Annotated in this window: 19 protein-coding genes, 1 tRNA gene and 1 pseudogene; 12 read left to right on the top strand and 9 right to left on the bottom strand. The window is 66.5% G+C overall.

Going from position 1 to position 21,725, the window contains the following annotated elements; genetic code table 11:
• Window positions 1-66: 66 nt before the first annotated feature.
• Together RIL96_RS03175 and putP are read left to right on the top strand one after the other, a co-directional pair.
• A complete protein-coding gene (locus RIL96_RS03175; protein WP_310547552.1) occupies window positions 67-582 on the top strand; it encodes a hotdog fold thioesterase in 516 nt (171 codons plus the stop codon).
• Between the two features lie 54 nt (window positions 583-636).
• Window positions 637-2,145 (top strand): sodium/proline symporter PutP, encoded by a 1,509-nt coding sequence (gene putP, locus RIL96_RS03170; protein WP_310547551.1) that lies wholly within the window; start codon window positions 637-639, stop codon window positions 2,143-2,145.
• A gap of 17 nt (window positions 2,146-2,162) precedes the next feature.
• On the opposite strand, the gene RIL96_RS03165 is transcribed toward putP, so the two are convergent.
• A complete protein-coding gene (locus tag RIL96_RS03165; protein ID WP_310547550.1) occupies window positions 2,163-3,392 on the bottom strand; it encodes a glycosyltransferase family 4 protein in 1,230 nt (409 codons plus the stop codon).
• A gap of 6 nt (window positions 3,393-3,398) precedes the next feature.
• Window positions 3,399-3,469, bottom strand: a tRNA-Gly gene (locus RIL96_RS03160).
• A 149-nt stretch (window positions 3,470-3,618) separates the two neighbouring features.
• On the opposite strand from RIL96_RS03160, the gene RIL96_RS03155 reads away from it, so the two are divergent.
• Window positions 3,619-6,645: a glycosyltransferase gene (locus RIL96_RS03155; RefSeq protein ID WP_310547549.1), complete on the top strand. Its 3,027-nt coding sequence runs from the start codon at window positions 3,619-3,621 to the stop codon at window positions 6,643-6,645.
• Window positions 6,646-6,749: 104 nt separating this feature from the next.
• On the opposite strand, the gene RIL96_RS03150 is transcribed toward RIL96_RS03155, so the two are convergent.
• Window positions 6,750-8,930, bottom strand: a complete 2,181-nt coding sequence (locus RIL96_RS03150; RefSeq protein ID WP_310547548.1) for a glycosyltransferase — start codon at window positions 8,928-8,930, stop codon at window positions 6,750-6,752.
• Complete coding sequence (locus RIL96_RS03145) at window positions 8,927-10,096, bottom strand: LCP family protein (RefSeq protein ID WP_310547547.1); 1,170 nt, start codon at window positions 10,094-10,096, stop codon at window positions 8,927-8,929. The genes RIL96_RS03150 and RIL96_RS03145 overlap by 4 nt, the downstream gene beginning before the upstream one ends.
• An 811-nt stretch (window positions 10,097-10,907) precedes the next feature.
• Here RIL96_RS03145 and RIL96_RS03140 point away from each other — a divergent pair.
• The 5 genes from RIL96_RS03140 to RIL96_RS03120 all read left to right on the top strand — a co-directional run bounded on the left by RIL96_RS03140 (window position 10,908) and on the right by RIL96_RS03120 (window position 13,855).
• Window positions 10,908-11,408 carry an Lrp/AsnC family transcriptional regulator gene (locus RIL96_RS03140; protein ID WP_310547546.1) on the top strand — a complete coding sequence of 167 codons (501 nt, stop codon included), beginning with the start codon at window positions 10,908-10,910 and terminating at the stop codon, window positions 11,406-11,408.
• Window positions 11,405-12,316, top strand: coding sequence for an ATP-grasp domain-containing protein (locus RIL96_RS03135; protein WP_310547545.1), 912 nt, complete (start codon window positions 11,405-11,407; stop codon window positions 12,314-12,316). The genes RIL96_RS03140 and RIL96_RS03135 overlap by 4 nt, the downstream gene beginning before the upstream one ends.
• Window positions 12,317-12,652: 336 nt before the next feature.
• The gene (locus RIL96_RS03130) at window positions 12,653-12,886 is read left to right on the top strand and encodes a DUF2188 domain-containing protein (RefSeq protein WP_310547544.1); all 234 of its coding nucleotides are present in this window, start codon (window positions 12,653-12,655) and stop codon (window positions 12,884-12,886) included.
• A 244-nt stretch (window positions 12,887-13,130) separates the two neighbouring features.
• Complete coding sequence (locus RIL96_RS03125; RefSeq protein ID WP_310547543.1) at window positions 13,131-13,484, top strand: helix-turn-helix domain-containing protein; 354 nt, start codon at window positions 13,131-13,133, stop codon at window positions 13,482-13,484.
• Window positions 13,485-13,672: 188 nt separating this feature from the next.
• A complete protein-coding gene (locus tag RIL96_RS03120; protein WP_310547542.1) occupies window positions 13,673-13,855 on the top strand; it encodes a hypothetical protein in 183 nt (60 codons plus the stop codon).
• Here the strand turns inward: RIL96_RS03120 and RIL96_RS03115 are convergent.
• From RIL96_RS03115 to RIL96_RS03105, 3 genes and pseudogenes are all read right to left on the bottom strand, one after another.
• A pseudogene (locus tag RIL96_RS03115) lies at window positions 13,803-13,946 on the bottom strand (zinc finger domain-containing protein); the annotation flags it as partial. The gene RIL96_RS03120 and the pseudogene RIL96_RS03115 overlap by 53 nt on opposite strands.
• Window positions 13,947-14,499: 553 nt before the next feature.
• On the bottom strand, window positions 14,500-15,399 hold the full coding sequence (locus RIL96_RS03110) for a helix-turn-helix transcriptional regulator (protein ID WP_310547709.1): 900 nt from the start codon (window positions 15,397-15,399) through the stop codon (window positions 14,500-14,502).
• Between the two features lie 221 nt (window positions 15,400-15,620).
• Window positions 15,621-15,755, bottom strand: a complete 135-nt coding sequence (locus RIL96_RS03105; protein ID WP_310547541.1) for a hypothetical protein — start codon at window positions 15,753-15,755, stop codon at window positions 15,621-15,623.
• Window positions 15,756-15,804: 49 nt separating this feature from the next.
• Here RIL96_RS03105 and RIL96_RS03100 point away from each other — a divergent pair, with 49 nt between their 5' ends.
• The 4 genes from RIL96_RS03100 to RIL96_RS03085 all read left to right on the top strand — a co-directional run bounded on the left by RIL96_RS03100 (window position 15,805) and on the right by RIL96_RS03085 (window position 19,918).
• Window positions 15,805-16,578: an SDR family NAD(P)-dependent oxidoreductase gene (locus tag RIL96_RS03100; RefSeq protein ID WP_310547540.1), complete on the top strand. Its 774-nt coding sequence runs from the start codon at window positions 15,805-15,807 to the stop codon at window positions 16,576-16,578.
• A gap of 341 nt (window positions 16,579-16,919) precedes the next feature.
• Window positions 16,920-17,585 (top strand): SDR family NAD(P)-dependent oxidoreductase, encoded by a 666-nt coding sequence (locus tag RIL96_RS03095; RefSeq protein ID WP_310547539.1) that lies wholly within the window; start codon window positions 16,920-16,922, stop codon window positions 17,583-17,585.
• 441 nt (window positions 17,586-18,026) lie between these two features.
• On the top strand, window positions 18,027-18,917 hold the full coding sequence (locus tag RIL96_RS03090; RefSeq protein ID WP_310547708.1) for an aldo/keto reductase: 891 nt from the start codon (window positions 18,027-18,029) through the stop codon (window positions 18,915-18,917).
• A 32-nt stretch (window positions 18,918-18,949) separates the two neighbouring features.
• Complete coding sequence (locus RIL96_RS03085) at window positions 18,950-19,918, top strand: alpha/beta hydrolase (protein ID WP_310547538.1); 969 nt, start codon at window positions 18,950-18,952, stop codon at window positions 19,916-19,918.
• A 188-nt stretch (window positions 19,919-20,106) separates the two neighbouring features.
• On the opposite strand, the gene mutM is transcribed toward RIL96_RS03085, so the two are convergent.
• Window positions 20,107-20,991, bottom strand: coding sequence for a bifunctional DNA-formamidopyrimidine glycosylase/DNA-(apurinic or apyrimidinic site) lyase (mutM, locus tag RIL96_RS03080; protein WP_310547537.1), 885 nt, complete (start codon window positions 20,989-20,991; stop codon window positions 20,107-20,109).
• The gene (rnc, locus tag RIL96_RS03075) at window positions 20,984-21,715 is read right to left on the bottom strand and encodes a ribonuclease III (RefSeq protein ID WP_310547536.1); all 732 of its coding nucleotides are present in this window, start codon (window positions 21,713-21,715) and stop codon (window positions 20,984-20,986) included. Before rnc ends, mutM begins: the two co-directional genes overlap by 8 nt.
• Window positions 21,716-21,725: the final 10 nt, after the last annotated feature.

Here is a 21,725-nt window from a genome sequence, read left to right as displayed (position 1 = left end):
CAGCAACCGGTCGATGGATGTGGGGCGCGCTTCACTTGTCTGACTCACGGTGTCACTCTAGTGGGCATGATCGAAGATTTCATCGCACGCACCCGTCCCTCCGCTCCGACCCCGCAGCCCTCGACGGCACAGCGTGAAGCCCTGCTCCGCGCCGCCGGAGTCCCGGAAGAGCTGTGGGAGCACAGCGGGCCCTACGGCATCGCGCCGTTGTCGGTACGGATGGGCATGCGCTTCGTGGAGTTCACCCCGGATCGGGTGGTGGCCACGATGCCCGTCGCCGGCAACGAACAGAATGTGGGTCTGCTGCACGGTGGGGCGCACCTGGTGATGGCCGAGTCCCTCGGCTCTCTGTCAGCGGTGCTCCATGTGCGGCTGACCTTGGGCTGGCAGCGTGCGGTGGTCGGCACCGAGATCGGGGCGACGCACCACCGCTCGATCACTGAAGGACTGGTCACCGGCACCTGCACGCCGATCACTCTGGGCAGGACGTTGACCTGCCACGAGATCGTGATGCGCGATGAGCAGGACCGGCGCCTCTCCACGGTGCGGATGACGAACATGATCCTGCCGGAGCGGGACTGAACTGCCTCGGGCACGATTCCCGGCACGTGCGGTACCGATGACATACTCAGCCGAATGACCACTTATGCTGATCCGACGGTGCAGCTGATCGCCGTCTGTCTCTATTTCGCCGCCATGCTGGCCATCGGCTACTACGCCTACCGGCGGACCAACGACACCGAGGACTACATGCTGGCCGGGCGCCAGCTCACGCCGACCACGGCCGCATTGTCCGCCGGTGCGTCCGATATGTCCGGCTGGCTGATGATGGGCCTGCCCGGGGCCATCTACGCCTCCGGGCTCATCGAAGCGTGGATCGCCATCGGCCTGACCGTCGGTGCCTGGCTGAACTGGAAGTTCGTCGCACCCCGGCTGCGGGCCTACACCGAGGTGGCGAACAACTCGATCACCATCCCCAGCTTCTTCGAGGCCCGGTTCAAGACCACCAACCATGCCCTGCGGCTGACCGCCGGTGTGGTCATCCTCGGGTTCTTCACCTTCTACGTCTCCTCCGGGCTGGTGGCCGGCGGCGAGTTCTTCCGCCTGGCCTTCGGGCTGGACTACACCTCAGGGATGCTCATCGTCGCCGGGGTGACCGTGCTCTACACGCTGATCGGCGGCTTCCTCGGGGCCTCGCTGACCGATGTGGTCCAGGGAACGATGATGTTCTTGGGTCTGCTGATCGTGCCGATCATCGCGGTGACCGTCGTCGGCGGCTTCGAGGAGATGACCACGCAGATCTCCACACTGGACGCCGCCGAGGGCATCGACCGGCTGAACATCCTCACCGGCGGTACCGCCCTGGGCGTGATCTCGGCGGCCGCCTGGGGGCTGGGGTACTTCGGCCAGCCGCACATCATCGTCCGGTTCATGGCGCTGCGCACTGCCGCCGATGCCAAGGCCGCGCGCCGTATCGGCATCGGGTGGATGGGAATCTCCTGCCTCGGGGCCGTGTTCACCGGATTGGTGGCGATCCCCTACTTCGCCGATGACGGCGGTCTGGAGAACCCGGAGCACGCCTTCCTGGCGCTGTCCCAGGCGATGTTCCCCTCCTTCATCGCGGCTCTGCTGCTCTCGGCGGTGCTGGCGGCCATCATGTCCACCGTCTCCTCACAGCTGGTCGTCTCCTCCTCCGCCCTGGTCGAGGACATCTTCCGGGTATTCAGGAGCAGCAGGAACCGCAGGCAGGAGCTGGTGCTGGGCCGCGCGGCAGTGCTGGTGGTCTCGCTCGTCGCCGGGCTGCTGGCTTTGGACAATGAGTCGACGATCCTGGAGCTGGTCGGTTTCGCGTGGGCCGGTTTCGGGGCCTCGTTCGGACCGATCGTGCTGCTGAGCCTGTACTGGCGGGGACTGACGATGCCCGGGGCGATCTCCGGGCTGGTCACCGGGGCGGTGACTGTGGCCGTCTGGGGCAATATCGACTCGCTGGCCGGTGAGCTCTATGAGATCGTGCCGGGCTTCGCGCTGAACCTGCTGGTCGCTTTCGTAGTCTCCAAGGCCACTTACCGGCCGAACCCGGAGATCGACGCCGAGTTCGATCAGATGAAGGCGCAGGCCCACTCGATGATCACCGACGCACGATGATCACTCAGACCCGTTGATCACCGAGGTGTCGGCTCATCCCACCGGGCGGGTCTGCGCCGGGATGTGCGAGCCCGGCGGATGCGGGCCCGCTCGGCCAGCCGGAGGATGGAGGTTTCGATCGCCTCGGCATGCCGTTCGGCGGTGTAGCGCGCCCGGACGATCTGCAGCCCGCGCTGGCCCAGGCGCCTGAGTTCCGCCGGATCGGCGAGAGTCCGGGTGAGGACGCGGGCCAGCGAGGCAGGGTCACCGTGGGCGAAGTACCGGCCGGAGACACCTTCTTCCACGGCCTCGATCTCCGGGCTGGAGTCCGGGTGGTCGGCCTCGGCGATCACCGGCACGGCGAAGCTCATCGCCTGGGTGACGTTGAGGCCGGCCCCGCCGATGGACAGCGCGGCATAGGCCTGGGCATAGAGCTCACGCAGTCGGTACTGGTCATACACCGGTCCGAGGAACTCGGCGTCGACGTCGAGCTCGGCGAAGCGCCTTTCGAGACGCTCCCGCTCAGCCCCGTCGCCGATGATCACCGCCCGCGGCGGCTGCGTCATCTGGGCCAGAGCCTCAGCCAGAGTGTCGAGGCGGTGCCGGGCGGTCAGCCGGGCGCTGTAGAGGACGGTACTGCGGCTCGGGTCCGCATCGTCAGGTGCCCGGGACGCCCGGACGTCGCCGATCTGGGCCTCGGAGTAGATGCTGTTGTAGACCACGGCGAATTTATCCTCGGGCACCCCGTAGCTCACGCCCAGGGCCACCGCGCGGTCACCGTAGACGAGCAGCCCGTCGCAGAGGGCGTAGAGGGCGAGCCTGAGCAGGCGCTTGATGCCCTGTTCCGGGCGCTTCCAGCCGTGACCCCACAACAGGACGGTGCGGCCTCGGAGCCTCCCCACCAGCGTGGCGACCCACGCCGAGAGGGTGTAGATGCGTCCGGCCAGGACGTAGACATCGTGTGTGCCGCGCCAGATCGCCGAGACTTGACCGCGTTCCCACCAGAACTCTCCGGCAGTTCGAAAATCGATGGGCGTGACCTGGCTGAGCACATCCTGCGAGGCAGAATGGATCTCCTCCGATGAGGGCACCTCGGTATTGGTGACACGGCCGTGGAGGTCGATGTCCAGATGGTCGGAGGCCAGCAGGCATCTCAGCAGCGGTTCCCGATAATGGGCGGCCGTCGGCTGGACGACGAAGAACACACGGAGACGCTGGGGATCATCGGTCATAGTCACCTCGCAGCCGTCATCGGTCATGGATGACATGTTCGGAGGGGATGACGGGAATCGAACCCGCGTCGTCGGTTTGGAAGACCGAAGCTTTACCATTAAGCTACATCCCCGCTCGTCACCTCCACCGGTCGGCCACAAGGCCGTGACCGATGTGCGACGAGAAGTGAGTCTAGCAAGGGCCCGCTCGCTCCTCCAAAAGCCCGCCCATCCAGCGCGCCCCGATACACAGCACAGCTCGGGCGGGGATACGCTCGACGTCGTGAGCCGCTCCGAAATCCCCGTGCAGATGCCCGCGACCGAGGACCCCCGCGCCCACGAGGCCGCCGCTGCGACCGCCCGTGCCCACGAGGCCGCCGCCCACCTCCTGGAGACGAAGACCCACCGCCGGCAGCACTGGGAGACCCTGGCCGCCGCCCACCGCGACCGTGCCGCCCACCTGCGGAGCGTCGGCTCACCGGAAGCACCGCATGCCGCCGTCTCCGCACCCCAGGAAGTTGCCGCACTGCAGCGTACCGCCGCCACGCTGCCCCCCGGTGAGATGGGGATCTCACGCCCGCGGCTGGACCTGCGGATCGGCATCATCTGCGACCGCTTCCTCTTCGACACCTTCACCGGGCTCGCCGAGTTGGTCCCGTTGACACCGCAGAACTGGCAGGACCACCTCGACGACGTCGATCTCCTCCTGGTGGCCGCCACCTGGCGGGGGCACGACGGCCACAGCTGGGACACCACCGCCGACGATGCCGCCTCACGCCGGCAGCTGCTCATCGAGACCCTGATCCCCGCCTATCGCCAGGCCGGGATACCGACGGTCTACTACGGCAAGGAGGACCCCCCGGACTACCGGAAGTTCCTCGCCGTAGCCCGGGCCTGCGAGCATATCCTCACCACAGCGGTCGAAGCCGTCGACTGGTACCACCGGGACTGCCCGGAAGCACACAGCGTCGGCGTGCTGCCCTTCGCGGTGAACCCTCTGCTGCACTCGCCTCTCGGGTCTCGCCCGGCGGCCACGCAGGCCGTGCTCTTTGCCGGCTCATGGATGGGAAAGAAGTATCCGCTGCGCGCTGAATATGCCCGGTGGATCCTCGACGGCACGCTCGCCGCCCGTCGCTCCCCCGTCATCATCGATCGCTACTATGAGGCTGAGCACCCGAGCCCGAACCAGCTGGTCCCCTACGACTACTGGGGCTACCGGGCCCCCGCCGTGGACCACACCGCACTGATGGGGCTGCAGCGAGTCGTCGACGTCGCGGTGAACCTGAATTCCGTCCCCGATTCCCAGACAATGTTCGCCAACCGGGCGTTGGAACTGCAGGCATCTGGCACTGCCGTGCTCTCTACCTATAACCAGGGGATCAACTCCTATTATCCTCAGGTCCACATCGCGAACTCTGCTGAGAATGTTGCCGCGATGCTGCAGTATCTCGACGACGGAGCCGAAGGGCTTGAGATGCTGCGGCGCATACAATCCGACGGAATCCGGCAGGTGTTCCGGCAGAATCACGGCGTGGACTTACTCGCCCATCTGGCTGAGGTGGCAGGTGTCCCCGTGGAGCTGCCGCAGGAGCGCGTCCTCGCCGTCACCGCGGAGATCACCGAGGAGCTTGCCGCGGACATCGCGGCGCAGACGCACGAACAGACCACCTTGGTGACCTGGGATCAGCTGGTCAGCGCCGGAGCCCCGGAGGCCGAGATCCTGATGCCGGTCACCCCTGAACGGCGATACGGAGCCGACTACACGGCCGATCATGTAGCAGCCTTCCGGCTGCAGTCTTCGCCGATCAGCGTGAAGCTCGACGGCGACGCCGCCTCCACTGACTCCCTGGCGCTGCGCCACCGTCAGGGTCTTGAAGGCTTGGACCTCTCACTGACCGCCTTCTGGAAGCCGAGCACCCTGTCCACCTCACGCCCGTCAGCCGAGGGACTGCACGCTGAAGCAGTGGGCCGCCGCGTGTTCCTCGGCGATCACCTCAACCACACTCCGATCCAGCCGGAACCGGGACCACCACGAGTGCATACCGAGCCGAACCACGCGGCCGAGGCCGCACGGCAGACGGCGCAGCGGCTCGGGCTGGAGGTCTCCGTCGTGGTGCCGGTCTTCAACAACGGCGGGCATCTGCGGCATAAGGCCTTCGCCTCGCTGCGCCGCAGCCCCGGCTTCTCCAGGATGCAGGTGCTGCTGATCGACGACGGCTCCACCGATGGGATCACCGCCTCGATCCTCGAGGAGCTCGCCGCGCGGTACCCGAATGTGACCGCTTTCCGCCACCCCGTGGGCGGCTCAGGCTCAGCCTCCCGGCCCCGGAACCTCGGGCTGGAGATCGCCGCCACGGAGTTCGTCACCTACCTGGATCCCGATGATGAACAGTACGGCGATGCCTACACCACTATGGCGGACCTGCTGCGTGGAGAACCTGAGGCGCAGTTCGCCTTGGGCACGCAGTACACCTGGAGCGATCGCCGTCGTCATCTCGACGTGCACAGCTGGCTGACTCCGGCGTCCACCGCCGACGGGAGACTGCTGCGCCCAGACCGGAACACCCTGGCCGCGGCCTCCTTCCGCCCGGCGAGCATCGAGGGCATGGTGGCACGGACTGACTGGTTGCGTTCCCTGGGCCTGGTCCAGCCGGAAGGGGCCACGGGACAGGACACCCTGTTCTTCCAGCAGCTGCTGGACCGCACTGAGGCGTACCTGCCTGTGGCTGAACCCGCCTACGTGTACTACGGGGCCGTGGACACCTCCATCGTCAATGTGGTGAGTCCGCGGTATTTCCGGAAGTATCTGATCGTCGAGGCCGCCCGCGCGGACTGGCTGCGGGCCGAGGGACTGCTTGAGGCCTACCGCGATACGCGTCTGGAGCACTTCCTGGTCACCTGGTATCTGCCGCAGCTGGCCCTGGTACCCGATGCCCAGTGTTCCGAGGCGGAAGCCGTGCTGCACGAGATCATCGGGCTCTACACCGACGAGGAGAGAACGATGCGCTGGCGCACCCCGGAGGCGCTGCGCTTCTTCGGCCGTCGCGCGCTTCCCGACCCGAGGCGGATGCGTCCGACGCTGGGACGGTGGCGTCGTCGGCTGCGGGCCGAGGCGGCTGAGCGCGGGGAGTCCTTCCGCCGGACCGGACCGGGGCGGCTGGCCGGTGGGGTCTACCGACGCACGCTCAAACCGCGTGACCCTGAGGCCGCAGCGGAACAGGCGCAGATGCGTGCTGATGAGAAGATGATCCTCTCCCCCACCTCAGCAGTCTCCGAAGCTGACCGTTGGGAACGTCGCCTCACCCCCTGACCCAAGCACGTTTATCCGAATCCTCTGCGAAATCCGTGCCCTATGGCATCCGGATTCCGCAGAGGATTCGGATTTTTGTGCCGTGCCGTGGATGGGGTGGGAGGTCAGTGGCGGGCGTATTCTTCGAGACGGTGGCCGAGGGCGTACTCTGCCATGCCCCGGCCTTCACGCCACCAGATCCGGTCCGTATAGCGCACCGGACCGCCACGCAGCCGAGCGACGGCGGCGCGGCCAGCCCCGGCACCCAGACGCACCGCAGCCTCAGCCAGGATCGAAGCACGACCACGCCCGACCTTCTGCGCCTTCTTCGCCCGGACGTGACCTGCGCGGATCCCCCGACGGCGCAGCCACGCGCCAGTGACTCGCTCGGCCGGTACGTCCTCCTCCACGACGGCTTCCGGCTCCCACCAGCTGCGTGCCCCGGCGGCCTGCATCCGGGAGAACAGCTCTGAGTCCTCACCTCCAGTGAGATTGAACTCCGGATCGAAACGCAGCCCCTGCTCTCCGAGGAACCACTGCGCCCGGACCAGCACATTATTCGTCGCCGGACGCCCGGACCAGGGGCCGGCCGGAAAATCGATTCGCCGGATGAAACCACCGGAGGCCAGATCAGATCCCGCAGGCAGATGGGAGACCACCGGCCCGGAGACGGTGTCAGCACCGGAGGCCTCAGCCGCACGGATCAGTGCGGCCAGCCATTGCGGGGTGACCCGCTCGTCGTCGTCGAGGAAGACCACGGCCTCAGCCTCAGCGGGCACCGCATCCAGCGAGGCGTTGCGCGCGGCCACGATCCCGGGCTCGGGCTGGTGGACATAGATGGCCTCAGGGTATCGTTCAGCGACCACGCTGCGGGCGCCGCCCTGGGGATCGTTGTCGACGACGATCAGCCGCGGCACGAAACCTGGGTCCGCTGCAGGCTCCGCAGCCGGGTCCGCGGCAAGCCCCACTGAGGCCCGCAGCGACACCAGCAGCTCCGCCAACAGTTCCGGACGCTGATAGGTGCACACACAGATCCAGGTGTGCTCGGCACGGACCGGGTGCCAGACACTCGGCGACGACGCCGCTTCGGGCGCGCCGATGAGTTCACGCAGCAGCGCCGAGTAGCGCTGCCCCAGCCGGGGCAGATCCGCGTGCTCGGCCACCCATTGCCGCCCGGTCTCCGAAGACGGCGTGGCCTGCGGATCCCGGGCCAGTCGTTCCCACAGGTCCGCCAATAACGGCGCATCAGCGGCCTCGACGACGTCGACGTGACCCCCCTGCCGCAGGATCTCCGCAGCCTCACCCCGGACGGCGGCGGTGATATGGCGCCCCCGGGCCATCAGCTCGAAGGTCTTAGAGGGCACCGTCCAGGCGAAGGAGGGCCAATCGGTGCGCAGACTCACCAGCATCGTGTCTGCCCAGTCGAGGTGTTGCTGCAGGGCCTGCCCGTGCGCCGGCGGATGGAACTCCACGGCAGGACTACCCTCAGCATGCTCGATGAGCCGCGGCTTCTGCGTGCCCGAACCCACCAGCCGCAGCACCACGGAGACCTCACCACCGGCCTCTAGGGTGCGCACCGCATCGATCGCCGTCTGCAGCGCCTGACTCTCTCCGTGGTTGCCGTAGTAGAGCACGTGCAGCTCTCCCGCACGGCGGGGGCGAGGTTCCAGCAGCGGCACCTCGGCGAGGTCCACACCGTTGCTGATCGTCTCCACGCGCGCTCCCCGGGCGCGCAGCCGAGCGGCGAATCCCTCCGTGACCGTGACCACCAGCTCTGCCCGCCGCTGCACCGTAGTGAGCACCCGCTCCAGGACATCAACCGCCGGGGCCGCCTTCAGCTTCGCCTCCCGGGCAAGATCCGGCCAGGCATCACGCATATCGAGGACCAGCGGCACCCGACGTGACCGGGCGGCGACCCATCCGGTCACCGCCAACGGCAGCGCCGGCACGGTGGCGATGAGCACATCGGGACGGGGGGCGCTCAGCGAGCGCGGCACCACCAGCGCGGCCGAGACCACATCGGCGGCGAACCGTCCGAGCCGCGAGTCGCGCAGCACCGCATAGGGCACCCGCCGGATCTGCTCGCCCGCCGGCCCCGGACCCGCCCGGAGGGTGAAGCGTCCGAGGCCACCGGAACCCTCGGGCGTGTGCCGCGGGTTCTGCGCGGGTGCGATGACGTCAACCTGCCAGCCTTCGGCCACCAGTTCGGCCACCAGCCGCTGCCACCGCCGCTGCGGCGGGGTGCGTTCGGGCCAATACGAGGAGGTCAGCAGCTGCACTCGCCCCGGTGAGGTGCCACCGGTCATCCGTTCTCCTCGTCGAAGCGCATCCAGGAGTCCTCGTCCAGAGCCTCATTGCGAGCATCCATATAGGTCAGGAAGCCGTCGAGGTTCTCCGTGCGCAGCGAACGCCGCAGCACTTCGGTGGCGCTGCGGTCCTCTTCCAGCACATAGGCACCGCCGCCGGTGACCATCTGATCGCCGGTCGGGATGGTGAACATATGGATATCCGACGAGCGCAGGTTCCGCATCTCCAGGGCGTAACCGCCAACGGTGGAGGCGTCGAGGCCTTCGTCCAGGGTCAGATACGGCACGATGCCCTCCACCGCGTCATTGACCCGCTGGGGATTGGTGAGCGTGTCAGCGGAGAGGAACCGGTCGATGATCGCTTTGACCACTCGCTGCTGGTTCTGCACGCGCATGAAGTCCCCCTGGACGAAGGACTTGCGCTCTCGGACATAGCGCAGCGCGTCATTGCCCTGCAACCGGATCGTGCCTTCCGGGTAGAACGTCGGGTTGTGCTGGCCTGCGGAGAAACTGACCGAGTTCTCCACATACACTCCGCCCAGGGCGGTGGTGAGGTCTTCGAAGCCGGTGAAGTCGATGATGCCGATGTGGTCGATATGGGTGTCCAGGAGCTCTTCGACAGTGTCGACCACCAGGGGGTACCCACCCAGATCCAGGGCGGTGTTGATCCGCCCTTCTCCTTCCCCGGGGATGTCCACCCAGAGATCACGCACGATTGACATCACATAAACCCCGGAGCGGTCGGCGGGGATGTGCACGAACATCATCGTGTCCGAGCGTTCGCCGTCCTCGCCCTTGTTATCCGCAGTGTCCAGCCCTTCGCCGCGGCTGTCGGAACCCAGCAGCAGCATGTTGACCGTGCCGTCCTCAGTACGTCCCTCGGAATCTCCATCGAGGGTGAAGTCGAGGATATTGCGGTTGTCATCGAAGGTGTTCTGCAGGTTGCGCACATACAGCCCTCCGGCGACGAGCGTGACGATCAGCAGTGAGGCGACCGAGGCGGCGGCGATGAGCAGAACCCGACGACGGCGACGCCGACGCTGCCCGTGCGGTTCCTCGTCCCCTGGCTCGTCGCCGGCATCATCACTGACGTCATCACCGGGCTCGGCGTCCTCAGCCGGGACGGCATCGAGCTCCTCAGTGTCGTCAGCGTCGGAAGTCGCCACGCAGATTCCTCTCGCGCATGGTCAGGCCCCAGCAGGGAGGCCGTGATGTCGCAAGCCATGGTATAGGACGAGCCCGAACGTCCCGGGCTCACCGGCGGCCCGCCCGGAGCCAAGGGGCGCCCGCCTCTGGAAATATCAGGATTCACACATCGGGTTCGAGCTGCCCGAGCGCCGCGTCGAACCCGAGAGACAGTTCGATCTGTAAAGTACCTGCTCGACACGAACGTCCTCAGCTACGCGCGGAATCAGGCATACCCTTCGCTTAACGCGTGGCTAACCACGGGCGTGCGCGCGGGCATTGACTTACTGGACCCTTGGAAGCTGTGACCAGAACCCTCGGTTCCAGGCACGCCGCCTGTATCGGAGCGGGGCCGAGTGATCTCATGCGCATCGCAGGCGTAGCGGGAGCCTTCACACGCGGGGCAGACGATGTCGACATCGGGGAGAAACTGGGTATCCAGCGAGATCTGACCAGTCCCATCGCACTCTGAGCCCCGCAGCTTTCCGGTGTTGTAGGAGAAGTCACCGATCTTGAAACCTCGCTCTTTGGGTGCCGGGAGGGCCACATAGAGCCGGCGCAGCTGCTCGAGCAGGCCGCTGCGGCGGACAGGATGGGAGCGCGGCCGGAGGTGGAGCGTCAACAGCTTCAACGTTCTTGCAAATCATGGTAAAGTTCGTAATTAGCCTTGATAATCAAAGGAAGATAGCTCTTCATCGCATTGTTACTAGGTGATCTGCGCTGTTTGAGTCCTTCGCATACGACCGCAGAGCTACCCGGAACTCAGGCTCAGAGCAGAGGAGCAGAAACGTTGTGAACGAGACACTCGACGCAGTCGACGCCCGACTGCTCCAGCTGCTCGACCAGGACGGGCGCGCCTCGCTGCGGAGCCTTGCCGACGCCGTCGGGCTCTCCGGCCCATCTGTTGCCGACCGCATCAACCGGCTCACCGAACGGGGCATCATTCGTCGGTTCGCCGTCGACATCGACTGGGCGAAGCTGGGCCTTCCGACACTCGCTCAGATCGCGCTGCTCACTGACAAGACCCAGCACATTGAGAACATCGTGACCCGGCTGCGCGAGGTGGATCGGATCGAGGAGATCTCGATCGTGACCGGAACGACCGACCTGCTGGTTCGAGCTCGGGTCGCCGACCTCACCGACCTGCGCAGGCTCCTAGTCGAGAAGATCTGGCCGGTCGAAGGGATCCAGCGCGTGGAAACGACCCTAGCGGTCGAGACCATTCCCATTCCCGGCTTCACCGCGAACCTCCTAGCCGACATCGCACCCATCAACGAAACGAGCCGATCATGACCACTCCCGCCGCCGGGGACCGCTTCACCATCCTGCAGGACGTGGAGGTGGGCCGCGCCAGCCGCGGCGTGAGCGCGAACGCAGCACGGCGTCCACGGGTGCTCTACGTGACCGACCTGGCCTATTCGGCTCGTGGACGGCGCTACTGCGACGAAGACATCGCCCTCTCCACCAGGCTCCGCAGGAGCTTCGACATCGCCCTGTGCCATCCCGGCGACGCCGTATCGCTGATGGACGGCTTCGACGTGGTTCTGGTCCGCAACAGCGGTCCTGTGATCCACTACCCCGAGGACTACGCCGCGTTCGTGGAGCACGCGAAAGCCACCGGGGCGAAGGTGCTCACCCAGCTGAGCGGAAAAGCGGACATGGCTGGCAAGCAGTACCTCCTTGACCTGTACAGCAAGGGATATCCGGTGACTCCGACGATCGAAACCCCGAGCGACCTGCACCGGCTGCCTTCGGCCTCTAAGTACGCCGTCAAGCCCAAGTTCGGGGCAGACTCCGTGGGACTGCGCTACCTCAAACGCGAGGAACTCACCGAGCTCGACTGGGACGGCCTCCTAGTCCAGCCGCGCATCGACTTCGAGTACGAGGTCTCCTTCTACTTCGTCGACCACGACTTCCACTACGCCCTGTATACACCGGACCCTGCCCGCAGGTGGGACCTGCAGCCGTACGAGCCCAACGATGAGGACCTCGCCTTCGCGCAGGGATTTATCGACTGGAACGACATCGAGCACGGCGTCCAGCGTGTCGATGCCTGCCGCACCCGCACCGGCGGGCTGCTGCTGGTCGAACTCGAGGACCTCAACCCCTACCTGTCACTGGATCGCGTAGATTCATCGGTGGCCGAGTCCTTCGCGGTGGGACTCGAGAAGTCCATCCACGCCCTGGCATGGATGCCCTAAGGGGATCATCGGCGCCGACAGGCTGAGCAGGGGTGGCTCAACCGGTTCATGAACTTCTCCCACACGACCGGCGACCCGCAACACGTGCACAGGGCCGGCCCGCAAGACCGAAGGCATTCATGATCCGGGCGAAATAGCCCGACTCCGTACGTTTGGGACAGCAATGTACGGAGAAGCCTCAGACGTCACGTTTCACAAGGTCACACAGCATCCACGTGGTGACAGCAGATGTTCCTCATGGGGTCTCTGACAAGAGATTTCTGTGGGACGCTCGAATGTCAGTGCTTCGTGCGAGGATCAGGACACGAACCTCAACTCATCACGAAGGAGCTCGACATGGCCGACTACGACGTTCAATACAACAAAAACACTGACGACTGGAGCGCGAAACGTGCGGGAGCTTCTCGCACCGCCGGACGGTTCGACACCCAAGCGGCCGCCCACGATGCTGCGCGCGGATACGCCGCACGGAGCGGCGGGGGTGAAGTCCGAGATCACCGGAAGGACAACAACCAGATCCGCAATACTGACACAGTAGGCAAGAAGGACCCGCACCCGCCGAAGGGCTAAATGCCAGAACCCGGGTCACGAAGGACGTTCAGTCGCCGCTGCGGACCCGCTCGAACTCGGCCTGAGCAGCGTCCGTCTCCCAGACGAGTTCTTAACCTGATACCTGACGTTCTCTGGCCTTGGCTCCTATTGTCCCCGTTCCATAGATGGCAGGATTGCTCTGTATGAAGCATGAGACCGCAGAGCCTGCTGCACACCCGCTGATGAGCGCGCTGCCGCCTGCGGACCGCGAGGCGTCCCTGACATGAGGCTCTCCGATCTGAAGTCCCACGACGAGGTCGTCCGTGAACGCCGCGCGGTGGACCCGGCGTACGCGGCCGAGGCGGATCGACTGCGGCTGGCCGGTGCCGTCAGCGTCGTGGTGGTCAGGCACCGCGCTGAGCAGGGCCTGAGCCAGACCGGGCTCGCCAAAGTTCTCGGATGGACGCAGGCTCGCGTAGCCCGGCTGGAGCGCGGAGACGTCATCCCATCCATGCGGACACTTGAGCCCCTGGCCCGCGCCGGGATCCTCGAGGTCCACCTGACGCGCGACGGGGCGGCAGTGGAGCAGCTCGTCGAGTGCAAGCGCTCGGACCGCGGCCCTTCGCCGATCTCCTGAGTGGCCCCCTGATGGACCGGATGGGGACTGCGGGGCAGCAGTGGTGGAGCGCGTCGGCGAAAGCACAGGAGATGGGAGGGAGGTCATGCGGCACGTTCCTGATCGTCAGGGACCCGGAAATAAGAGTCGGGCAACCTGCGGATTCAGCCGTCATGCTGTCGTGACCTGCGGTTTCAGTAGCGAACGGGATGACCACGACCCTGAAGGACTTCCTCGCTGAGCACCCCGTGGACCGGAAGCGCGTCGAGGCGCACAAGGAGCGGGTGCTCGCCGAGGTCCGCGCCTACCGCCTCCGCGAGCTGCGGGAACAGGCCGGGCTCAGCGAGGGCTGCGCTGACAGGCCGGGCAGAAGTAGCTCGACCGGTTCATGAAACGCTCGCGCACGATGGGGGCGCCACACCGCCGACAGGGATCGCCAGAACGTCCGTACACGTTCAGAGAGCGGTCGAAGTACCCCGACTCCTGACGTTTGTGACATTGATGTGCGGGGAGTGTTCGGATGGCGCGTTCACGCAAATCGAGGGTTGTTCGGATGGTCATGGACCAACCTTGATGGACCAAGGCTCCACCCGATCAGCCATGAGCACTCGACCGTCATGACATTCAACCGGCACGCTGGGCTGGTCAGACAGCACCCGCGCGACTAGGCATCCTGCCTGCCTGGGCCTGGAGAAGGAGATGCCTGCGAGCGGCAACGCGCTGCTTAATCGTCAGACGCTGGTCCCCACCAGGATTTATAGCGCGCCGTCCTCCTCAAACACAACCTCGACCAATGGGCCCCTGGGGCCAAGCGTCGATGTTCTCCGCGGACGCGTTGGTTCAGCCGCCCATCTGCTCGAGCCCACGAAAGATCGGCGCGATCAGGCGGCGCTTCTCGTCGGGGGTCCGTGATCGGCACGCCCTTGTCGGGCTGGCCTGCCGACGCGCCGTAGGTGGTGATGCCGATGGTGTGGTCACGGGACGGGGCTTCCGGTGCGAGCTCCAGCGCGGCTCGGGACGTCGTCCAGCATGCGCGTCACTTCCCGCGAGCGTCCGTGGACTGGTCGGCCGCGTCTTCCGAGTCGAGGCGTTCGCTGGCGGCCCAGGAAGCGAGCAGCCGCATCGCCTCCTCTGACTTCGAGCCCGGCTCGGCGGTGTAGACGGTGAAGGTCAGTCCGTGCTCGGCCTCCATATCCATGCCCTCGTAGGCCAGAGTCATCTCGCCGACGACCGGGTGGCGGAAGATCTTGAAGCCGGAACCGTGGTGCCGGACGTCGTGCTTGCTCCAGCGGCGGCGGAACTCGTCGCTGCGGGTGGACAGTTCGCCGATGAGGTCGTGGAGCTCCTTGTTGTGCGGGTCGCGGGCGGCCTCGGTGCGCAGGATGGCGACCGTGATGTCGGCGAAGCCGTCCCAGTCGGGGTAGAACCGGCAGGCACGCTCGTCGAGGAAGGCGTGGCGGGCAATGTTCGGCACCGGACCGGGCATGTCGTACAGCTCGGTGTAGAACGCGCGGGCCAGCGGGTTGACTGTGAGCAGGTCCATGCGGCCGTTCCGAACGAACGCCGGACCGGCCGTGAAACCGTCCAGGGCCCACTGCAGGCCCGGTCCGGCCGACCAGCGCGTCGACGCGCGCCGCTTGGGCGGCCGCCCGACCGGGCTGGCTGCCTGGGCGAGGTCGAACAGGTGTGCACGTTCGGCATCGTCGAGCTGCAGCGCCTTGGCCAGTGCGTCCAGGATCTCCGGGGACGCCCCGCTGATCTGGCCGCGCTCGAGCTTGGTGTAGTACTCGACGCTGATGCCGGCCAGCACCGCGACCTCCGTGCGGCGCAGCCCCTTGACCTTCCGATTCGGGCCCCCGGGCAGCCCGGCCTGATCCGGGGTGATCTTCTCTCGCCGCGAGGTCAGGAACTTGCGGGCCTCGGCTCGATTGTCCATATGTACAACGGTAAACGGGAAGACCAGGCCGTGGGAGTGCTTCCCGGTACCACCATCGGCGAGGACTCCCGCAAACTTCGGATGAATGGTCCCATCGAAGGGTGACCACCGAACGACGACGCAGAAGGAGAAGATCATGCGCACCGTGATCATGCACGTCCCGGCAAGATCGACGTGACCGACCGGCAGAACCTGCGGATCGTCGAGCCGACCGGCAGTCCCTAGCCCGGGAGTTCGGGACCACGGACGTCGTTGAGGAGCGCGGCGACGCCGGGGTCGCGAGGATCAAGGAGCTCACAGACGGCCGAGGGGTACGCGGCGATGGCCAAGCGACGCGCCACCCAGGTCATGCTCACCCTTTGACTCCGCCCAGCGTCCAGACCAGCCCGTTGAAAGGACACCGTCATGACCACCACTGACTTCACCGGAAAAGTCGCCCTCATCACCGGATCCGGCGTCGGAATCGGCCGCTCCACTGCACTGGCATTCGCCGAGGCCGGGGCCGACGTCGCCCTGGTCTCGATCGGCGAGGACGATCTGAAGGAGACAGCTCGCCTGGTCCGAGAGACCGGCCGACGCGCCCACACCGTCGTCGCCGATGTCTCCGACAGCAGCGCGATCGCAGTAGCCGTGTCCTCGACCGTCCAGGAGCTCGGACGGCTGGACTTCGCCGTGAACAACGCCGGCGTGGAGCAGGCACCGACACCGCTTGCCGAGACCACCGAGGAGGACTGGAATCGGATCGTCGCCGTGAACCTCGTCGGCACCTTCCTCTCGATGAAACACGAAATCCCCGCCATCCGGCAGTCCGGCGACGGCGGAGCAATCATCAATCTCTCCTCGGGCGCAGGCGTCGTCGGCATCAGCGGCCAGGCCGCCTACGCCGCCACCAAGCACGGCGTCATCGGCATGACCAAGTCCGCCGCCCTGGAGGTCGCCTCCGAGGGCATCCGGATCAACGCGATCTGCCCCGGCATCATCGAGACCCCGATGATGGGCCGCTTCTCCGGCGGCACCCCGGAGGGACGCGCCCGCGTCATCGCCCAGGAGCCGATCGGGCGCATGGGCAGGCCCGAGGAGATCGCCTCAGCCGTCCTCTGGCTCTGCTCCGATCTCGGCGGCTTCGCCATCGGCCACGCCCTCGTCGTCGACGGCGGCCAGACCGTCGGCATCAGCTGAGACGCCGGTGGTGGCGAACGTGATGGTCATCAGCACTGCCGTCATCAGCGCGGGCCCACGATCATCCCGATCCCGAACACCATGATCAGCATGCCTGCGACGGCACACCTGGCACCACGCCCTCCCGTCGCGCGGGAAGCCCGTTCAATAGTGGTACTCGAAGGGACTCCCATCCCAGGCTCGACCCCCGTACGGTTGACGCGGTGAGCCGCCATGGGAAGCGTGCCTGATCGGTGTCGCAGGACGGAGCCCCAGACACCCGTCCTGGCAGGAGTAGCCATGCAACCCGGGTGCCCTCCACCCACAAGGCGCAACACACCCATTGAGGAAGGAAAACCATCATGAGCACCATCGCCATCGTCGGAGCCGGGTCCGGACTCGGTATCGCCACTGCCCGCCGCTTCGGCCGCGAAGGCTTCTCCGTCGCGCTGATCTCGCGGACACAGGGCAACGTCGATGCCCTCGCCGTTGAGCTCGCGGCCGAGGACGTGATCGCCCGCGGCTACGCAGCCAACGCCCGCGACCCGCAGTCGCTGCGCGCTGCCCTCGACTCTGCAGCCGCCGACCTGGGCCCGATCGAGGTCCTGCAGTACAGCCCTGTTCCGGCCAAAGAGTTCATGAAGCCGGTGCTCGAGACCACCGCCGAGGACCTCGTCGGTCCGGTCGAGCAGTCCCTGTACGGACCGGTCGCCGCTGTCCAGCACGTCCTGCCCGGAATGCGCGACCTGGGTCGCGGAACAGTCCTGCTCATCAACGGCGGCAGCGCGGTCACTCCGAGCGGCGGCGTCGCCGGGACCTCAGTCGCCTTTGCCGGCGAATCCGCCTACGGCCAGATGCTCCATGATGCCCTCGCCTCCGAGCAGATCCACATCGCGCAGCTGATCATCCCACGGGGCATCGGCGGCGGAGAGCCCGACCACGAGCCTGACGCCCTCGCCGAGCGTATCTTCTCCCTGCATAGCGAACGCGGCGAGTACAGGACCTTCGTCGGAGGCCCAGCCGAGTGAGCGCAGTCCAACGGCGCGCCACCGCGGCGTCGCTCGCCACCGTCTGGGAGAAACAGGCCGGGCGGGACGTATAGCCACTCTCGCAGCTCACCCTGACTGAGGCATTCGAGGACATGTGCGGAGAGAAGAATGGCGGCCGTCGCAACCAGACAGACGACGTCAATGCCGCACCTGAGACGGCCCGGGGTGTGCGACAGGGGAAGGAGCTCCAGCTGCAGCGCAGCTTTCATGACCGGAGCCCTGCTCGTCCCGATTGCGCTGACCTCGTGCACCGACGGCGAGGGCCCGGACGGGTCGCTGTGAGTGCTGACGAATGAGACCGACGACGACCGCATACCCCGATACGACCCGAGACCATGAACACCCCACGAAAGGACACCATGAAGACCGTCCCCCCTCGGAACCACTGGCCAAGAGGTCCCTAACGTCATCACCGATATGATGCGCATCGCCGGCGACACTGACGAGCAGATCCGCGCCCTCTACGCGAGTGCCCGCGAGGCCGGCATCGACTTCTTCGACCACGCTGACCTCTACGGCTTCAATCACCCCGGCGGCGGCCCGCACCTGTGCGAGCGCCGCTTTGCCGAGGCCCTGCGGCTGCGCCCTGCCGAGCGCGAGCAGATCATCCTGCAGACCAAGACGAGCATCGTCGCCGACCCGTGGGGTTACGACCAGTCCTACGAGCACATCGTTTCCTCCGCCGAGAGATCGCTCAAGGCGCTGGGGACCGACTACCTCGACGTGCTCCTGCTGCACCGCCCCGACGCACTGGTCGAGCCCGAGGAGGTCGCCCGTGCCTTCGACCACCTCCAGTCCTCCGGCAAGGTCCGCGCCTTCGGTGTCTCCAACCACACGCCCCGCCAGATTGAATTGCTGAAGACCGCGGTGACGCAGCCGATCGTTGCCAACCAGGTGCAGCTGTCGATCACCCACTCCACGCTCATCGCGCAGGGCCTGTCGTCGAACATGACAGGGTTCGATGACTCGATCACCCGCGACGGCGGCGGGCTCGTCGACTACGCCCGCATCAACAAGATCACCCTGCAAGCGTGGTCGCCGTTCCAGAAAGGCTTCCAGGACGGCGTGTTCTTCGACTCGCCCGACTACCCGGAGCTGAACACCGAGCTGAAGCGCCTGGCCGCTCAGTACGGAGTCGAGCCGATCGCGATCGCCGTCGCCTGGATCACCCGCCATCCCGCCGGGATGCAAGTCGTGCTCGGCACGACGACGCCGCGGCGCGTGGCCGACGCCGCCGCAGGATCCGACATCCCGCTGTCCCGGAGCGAGTGGTACGCCCTCATCCAGGCCGCCGGCCACAATGTTCCGTGACCCAGCTCATCAAGAACCAAGGAGAACACCTCATGACAGCACCGCACGACGGAGGCTACCGCTTCGAGCTCGACCCAGCGGTTTCCCGCACCCCGGTCCGCTACCAGAACAGGTACGGCATCGAGATCGCAGCAGACCTCGACCGCCCCAAGGTTCTGGACGAATCCGCGCAGCACGCGGCGGTGGTGATCGGCCCGCCGCACAGTGCGGTCAAGGAGCAGGCCCCCGGAGTCTACGCCAACCAGCTCGCGAAGCGCGGGCTCGTCGCCGTCGCCTTCGACCCGTCGTTCAACGGTGAATCCGGCGGGGAAGTTCGCCGGGTCACATCACCGGAGATCTTCGCTGAGGACTTCAGCGCCGGTGTCGACTTCCTCGGCACCCTCGGCTACGTGAACCGACAGAGGATCGGCGCGCTCGGGATCTGCGGCTCCGGCGGCTTCGCCCTGTCCGCCGCCCAGGTCGATTCCCGTATCAAGGCCGTGGTCACCTCGGCTATGTACGACATCAGCGGCGTCAACCATGACGGTTGGGAGCACTCCGCCACCGACGAGGAGCGCCGCAAGAACATCGAGGCGTTCTCGCAACAGCGGTGGAAGGACGTGGACTCCGGCGAGGCGGAGGTCATCCGTGCCTTTCCCGAAGAACCGGTCACCGAGATCCCCGAGGGGCTTGACCCGGTCAGCAGCGAGTTTTTCGAGTTCTACGGCACCGAGCGCGGTCACCATCCCCGGGCGGTTGGCGGGTTCACCACAACCAGCTGGCCCGCGCACATCAACTTCGGCGCGCTGCGTCACCTCGACGACATCGCCCCGCGCCCGATCCTGCTGGTCACCGGGGAGGAGGCCCACTCCCGCTACTTCAGCGACGACGTCCACGCCCAGGCCCTCGGCCCCAGCGAGCTTGTCATCGTCCCCGGAGCCCGCCACATCGACCTCTACGACCGCACGGACCTGATCCCCTTCGATCGGATCGCAGCGTTCTACGGCGAGAGTCTGGCCTGAGCAGGAGCACGAAGGGCCGGGAAAACCACATGGTGGACCCGGCCTGCGATGAACCTGCGCGGGACGGGCGTGCCTCAAGGCTGGGCAAACGACCCGTCTTGGCGTCGACATCTCAACTGAACTGAGTGACAAGCCATCATGACAGAGGTCGGACGATTGCTCGTGGTCCGCTTGACGCGACCGCCTGGCTAGCGTTTTCGCTGGCAGGCCGGGCAGAAGTAGCTCGACCGGTTCATGAAACGCTCGCGCACGATGGGGGTGCCACACCGCCGGCAGGGATCGCCGGAACGTCCGTACACGTTCAGAGAGCGGTCGAAGTACCCCGATGCCCCGTTGACGTGGACATAGAGGGAGTCAAAACTGGTGCCGCCGGCAGCCAAGGCGGCGTTCATGACCTCGCGAACAGCATTCAGCAGATCCGTGGTCTGACGCCGTGTGATCGTCTCGGTACGGCGGGCGAAGTGCAGCCGGGCCGCCCAGAGCGCCTCATCGGCGTAGATGTTGCCGATGCCGGAGACCAGGTTCTGATCGAGCAGCGCGCGCTTCAGCCCGGTACGACGCCGTCGCAGGGCCCGAAAGAGCCACTCCGCCTCGACATACGGCTCCAGCGGGTCCGGGCCGATGTGGGCACCCGCCTGCGGCACAGTGCCGGAGGGATGGTCAGAGGTCACCAGCGGCGAGAGCTGGAGTCCCCCGAAGATCCGCTGATCGACGAAGCGCAGCTGAGCGGGCGTCTCGGCGGCGGCACTGAGCTCGAGCACGGCCTTGAGGTGCTTCTCCCGCGGAGCTGCGGCATCTTCCATCAGTACTTGGCCGCTCATACCCAGGTGGATCATCAGCGCTGTCCCCGCGGCATCGGAGTCCGCGCTCTCGACAGGGATCCAGAGGTACTTCCCCCGTCGTTGCGGGGACATCAGACGAGCCCCGGTCAGCCGCCGGATGAGATCTTCAGGCCCGGCCTGGTGCCGACGCAGGCTCCGGGGATCGAGGATCGTGACCTTCTCGATGAGCCGCCCAGCGGCCCAGTCCTGGAGTCCGCGGCGCACGACCTCGACTTCGGGCAGCTCAGGCATCGGAGACACCAGTGCCCGGATACATACCAGGGTCTGGGTCCAGCGTCTCCACGCTGAGACGCGCCGCCTCCCGCTCGGCATCCTTCTTGGACTTGCCGACGCCGGTGGAGTACCGACGCCCACCCACCGTCAGGGTGGCGGCGAAGGTCTTATCGTGATCCGGCCCGGAGTCCTCGATCAGATACCGGATGTCTCCGAGCTCACGGGCGGCGGCGATCTCCTGGACGGTGGTCTTCCAGTCGCGTCCGGCGTTCATGGCCTGACGGTCCGAGAGCAGGGGCACCACCTGGCGCAGCACGAAACGTCGCGCCGTCTCCAGCGAGGTGGAGAGGTAGGCCGCACCGATCAGCGCCTCCATCGTGTCCGCGAGGATCGAGTCCTTGTCGCGGCCGCCGGTGCGCAGCTCACCGGCACCGAGCATGATGTGGGGGCCGATCTCCAAGGAACGGGCGATGCGCGCCAGCGCGCGCGTGGAGACCAGCGCCGCACGCAGCTTCGCCAAGTCGCCCTCACTGTGTGCGGGGTACTGGGCGTAGAGATAGTCGGTGACCGAATATCCCAGCACCGAGTCACCGAGGAACTCCAGGCGCTCGTTGGTGGGGATCCCGTCGTTCTCGTAGGAATAGGACCGGTGCGTCAGGGCAAGACGAAGAGTCTCGGGGGCGATATGCACCCCGAGACTCTTCGTCAGCGTCTGATGGTCCGCCGTCGTCTCCTGCGTCATCTCCTCAGTG

This window comes from Nesterenkonia aerolata (assembly GCF_031470965.1).
Classification (GTDB): domain Bacteria; phylum Actinomycetota; class Actinomycetes; order Actinomycetales; family Micrococcaceae; genus Nesterenkonia; species Nesterenkonia aerolata.
The sequence above is the reverse complement of the archived record's forward strand: the minus strand, read 5'-3'. Positions and strand labels throughout refer to the sequence as shown.

Coding starts and splice junctions, on each gene's coding strand:
- RIL96_RS03150 (WP_310547548.1), bottom strand. CDS start 8,930: ATGACCGGTGGCACCTCACCGGGGCGAGTGCAGCTGCTGACCTCCTCG.
- RIL96_RS03130 (WP_310547544.1), top strand. CDS start 12,653: ATGGCCGACTACGACGTTCAATACAACAAAAACACTGACGACTGGAGC.
- RIL96_RS03165 (WP_310547550.1), bottom strand. CDS start 3,392: ATGTCATCCATGACCGATGACGGCTGCGAGGTGACTATGACCGATGAT.
- RIL96_RS03120 (WP_310547542.1), top strand. CDS start 13,673: ATGACCACGACCCTGAAGGACTTCCTCGCTGAGCACCCCGTGGACCGG.
- RIL96_RS03110 (WP_310547709.1), bottom strand. CDS start 15,399: ATGGACAATCGAGCCGAGGCCCGCAAGTTCCTGACCTCGCGGCGAGAG.
- putP (WP_310547551.1), top strand. CDS start 637: ATGACCACTTATGCTGATCCGACGGTGCAGCTGATCGCCGTCTGTCTC.
- rnc (WP_310547536.1), bottom strand. CDS start 21,715: ATGACGCAGGAGACGACGGCGGACCATCAGACGCTGACGAAGAGTCTC.
- RIL96_RS03095 (WP_310547539.1), top strand. CDS start 16,920: ATGAGCACCATCGCCATCGTCGGAGCCGGGTCCGGACTCGGTATCGCC.
- RIL96_RS03175 (WP_310547552.1), top strand. CDS start 67: ATGATCGAAGATTTCATCGCACGCACCCGTCCCTCCGCTCCGACCCCG.
- RIL96_RS03085 (WP_310547538.1), top strand. CDS start 18,950: ATGACAGCACCGCACGACGGAGGCTACCGCTTCGAGCTCGACCCAGCG.
- RIL96_RS03090 (WP_310547708.1), top strand. CDS start 18,027: ATGCGCATCGCCGGCGACACTGACGAGCAGATCCGCGCCCTCTACGCG.
- RIL96_RS03100 (WP_310547540.1), top strand. CDS start 15,805: ATGACCACCACTGACTTCACCGGAAAAGTCGCCCTCATCACCGGATCC.
- RIL96_RS03135 (WP_310547545.1), top strand. CDS start 11,405: ATGACCACTCCCGCCGCCGGGGACCGCTTCACCATCCTGCAGGACGTG.
- mutM (WP_310547537.1), bottom strand. CDS start 20,991: ATGCCTGAGCTGCCCGAAGTCGAGGTCGTGCGCCGCGGACTCCAGGAC.
- RIL96_RS03125 (WP_310547543.1), top strand. CDS start 13,131: ATGAGGCTCTCCGATCTGAAGTCCCACGACGAGGTCGTCCGTGAACGC.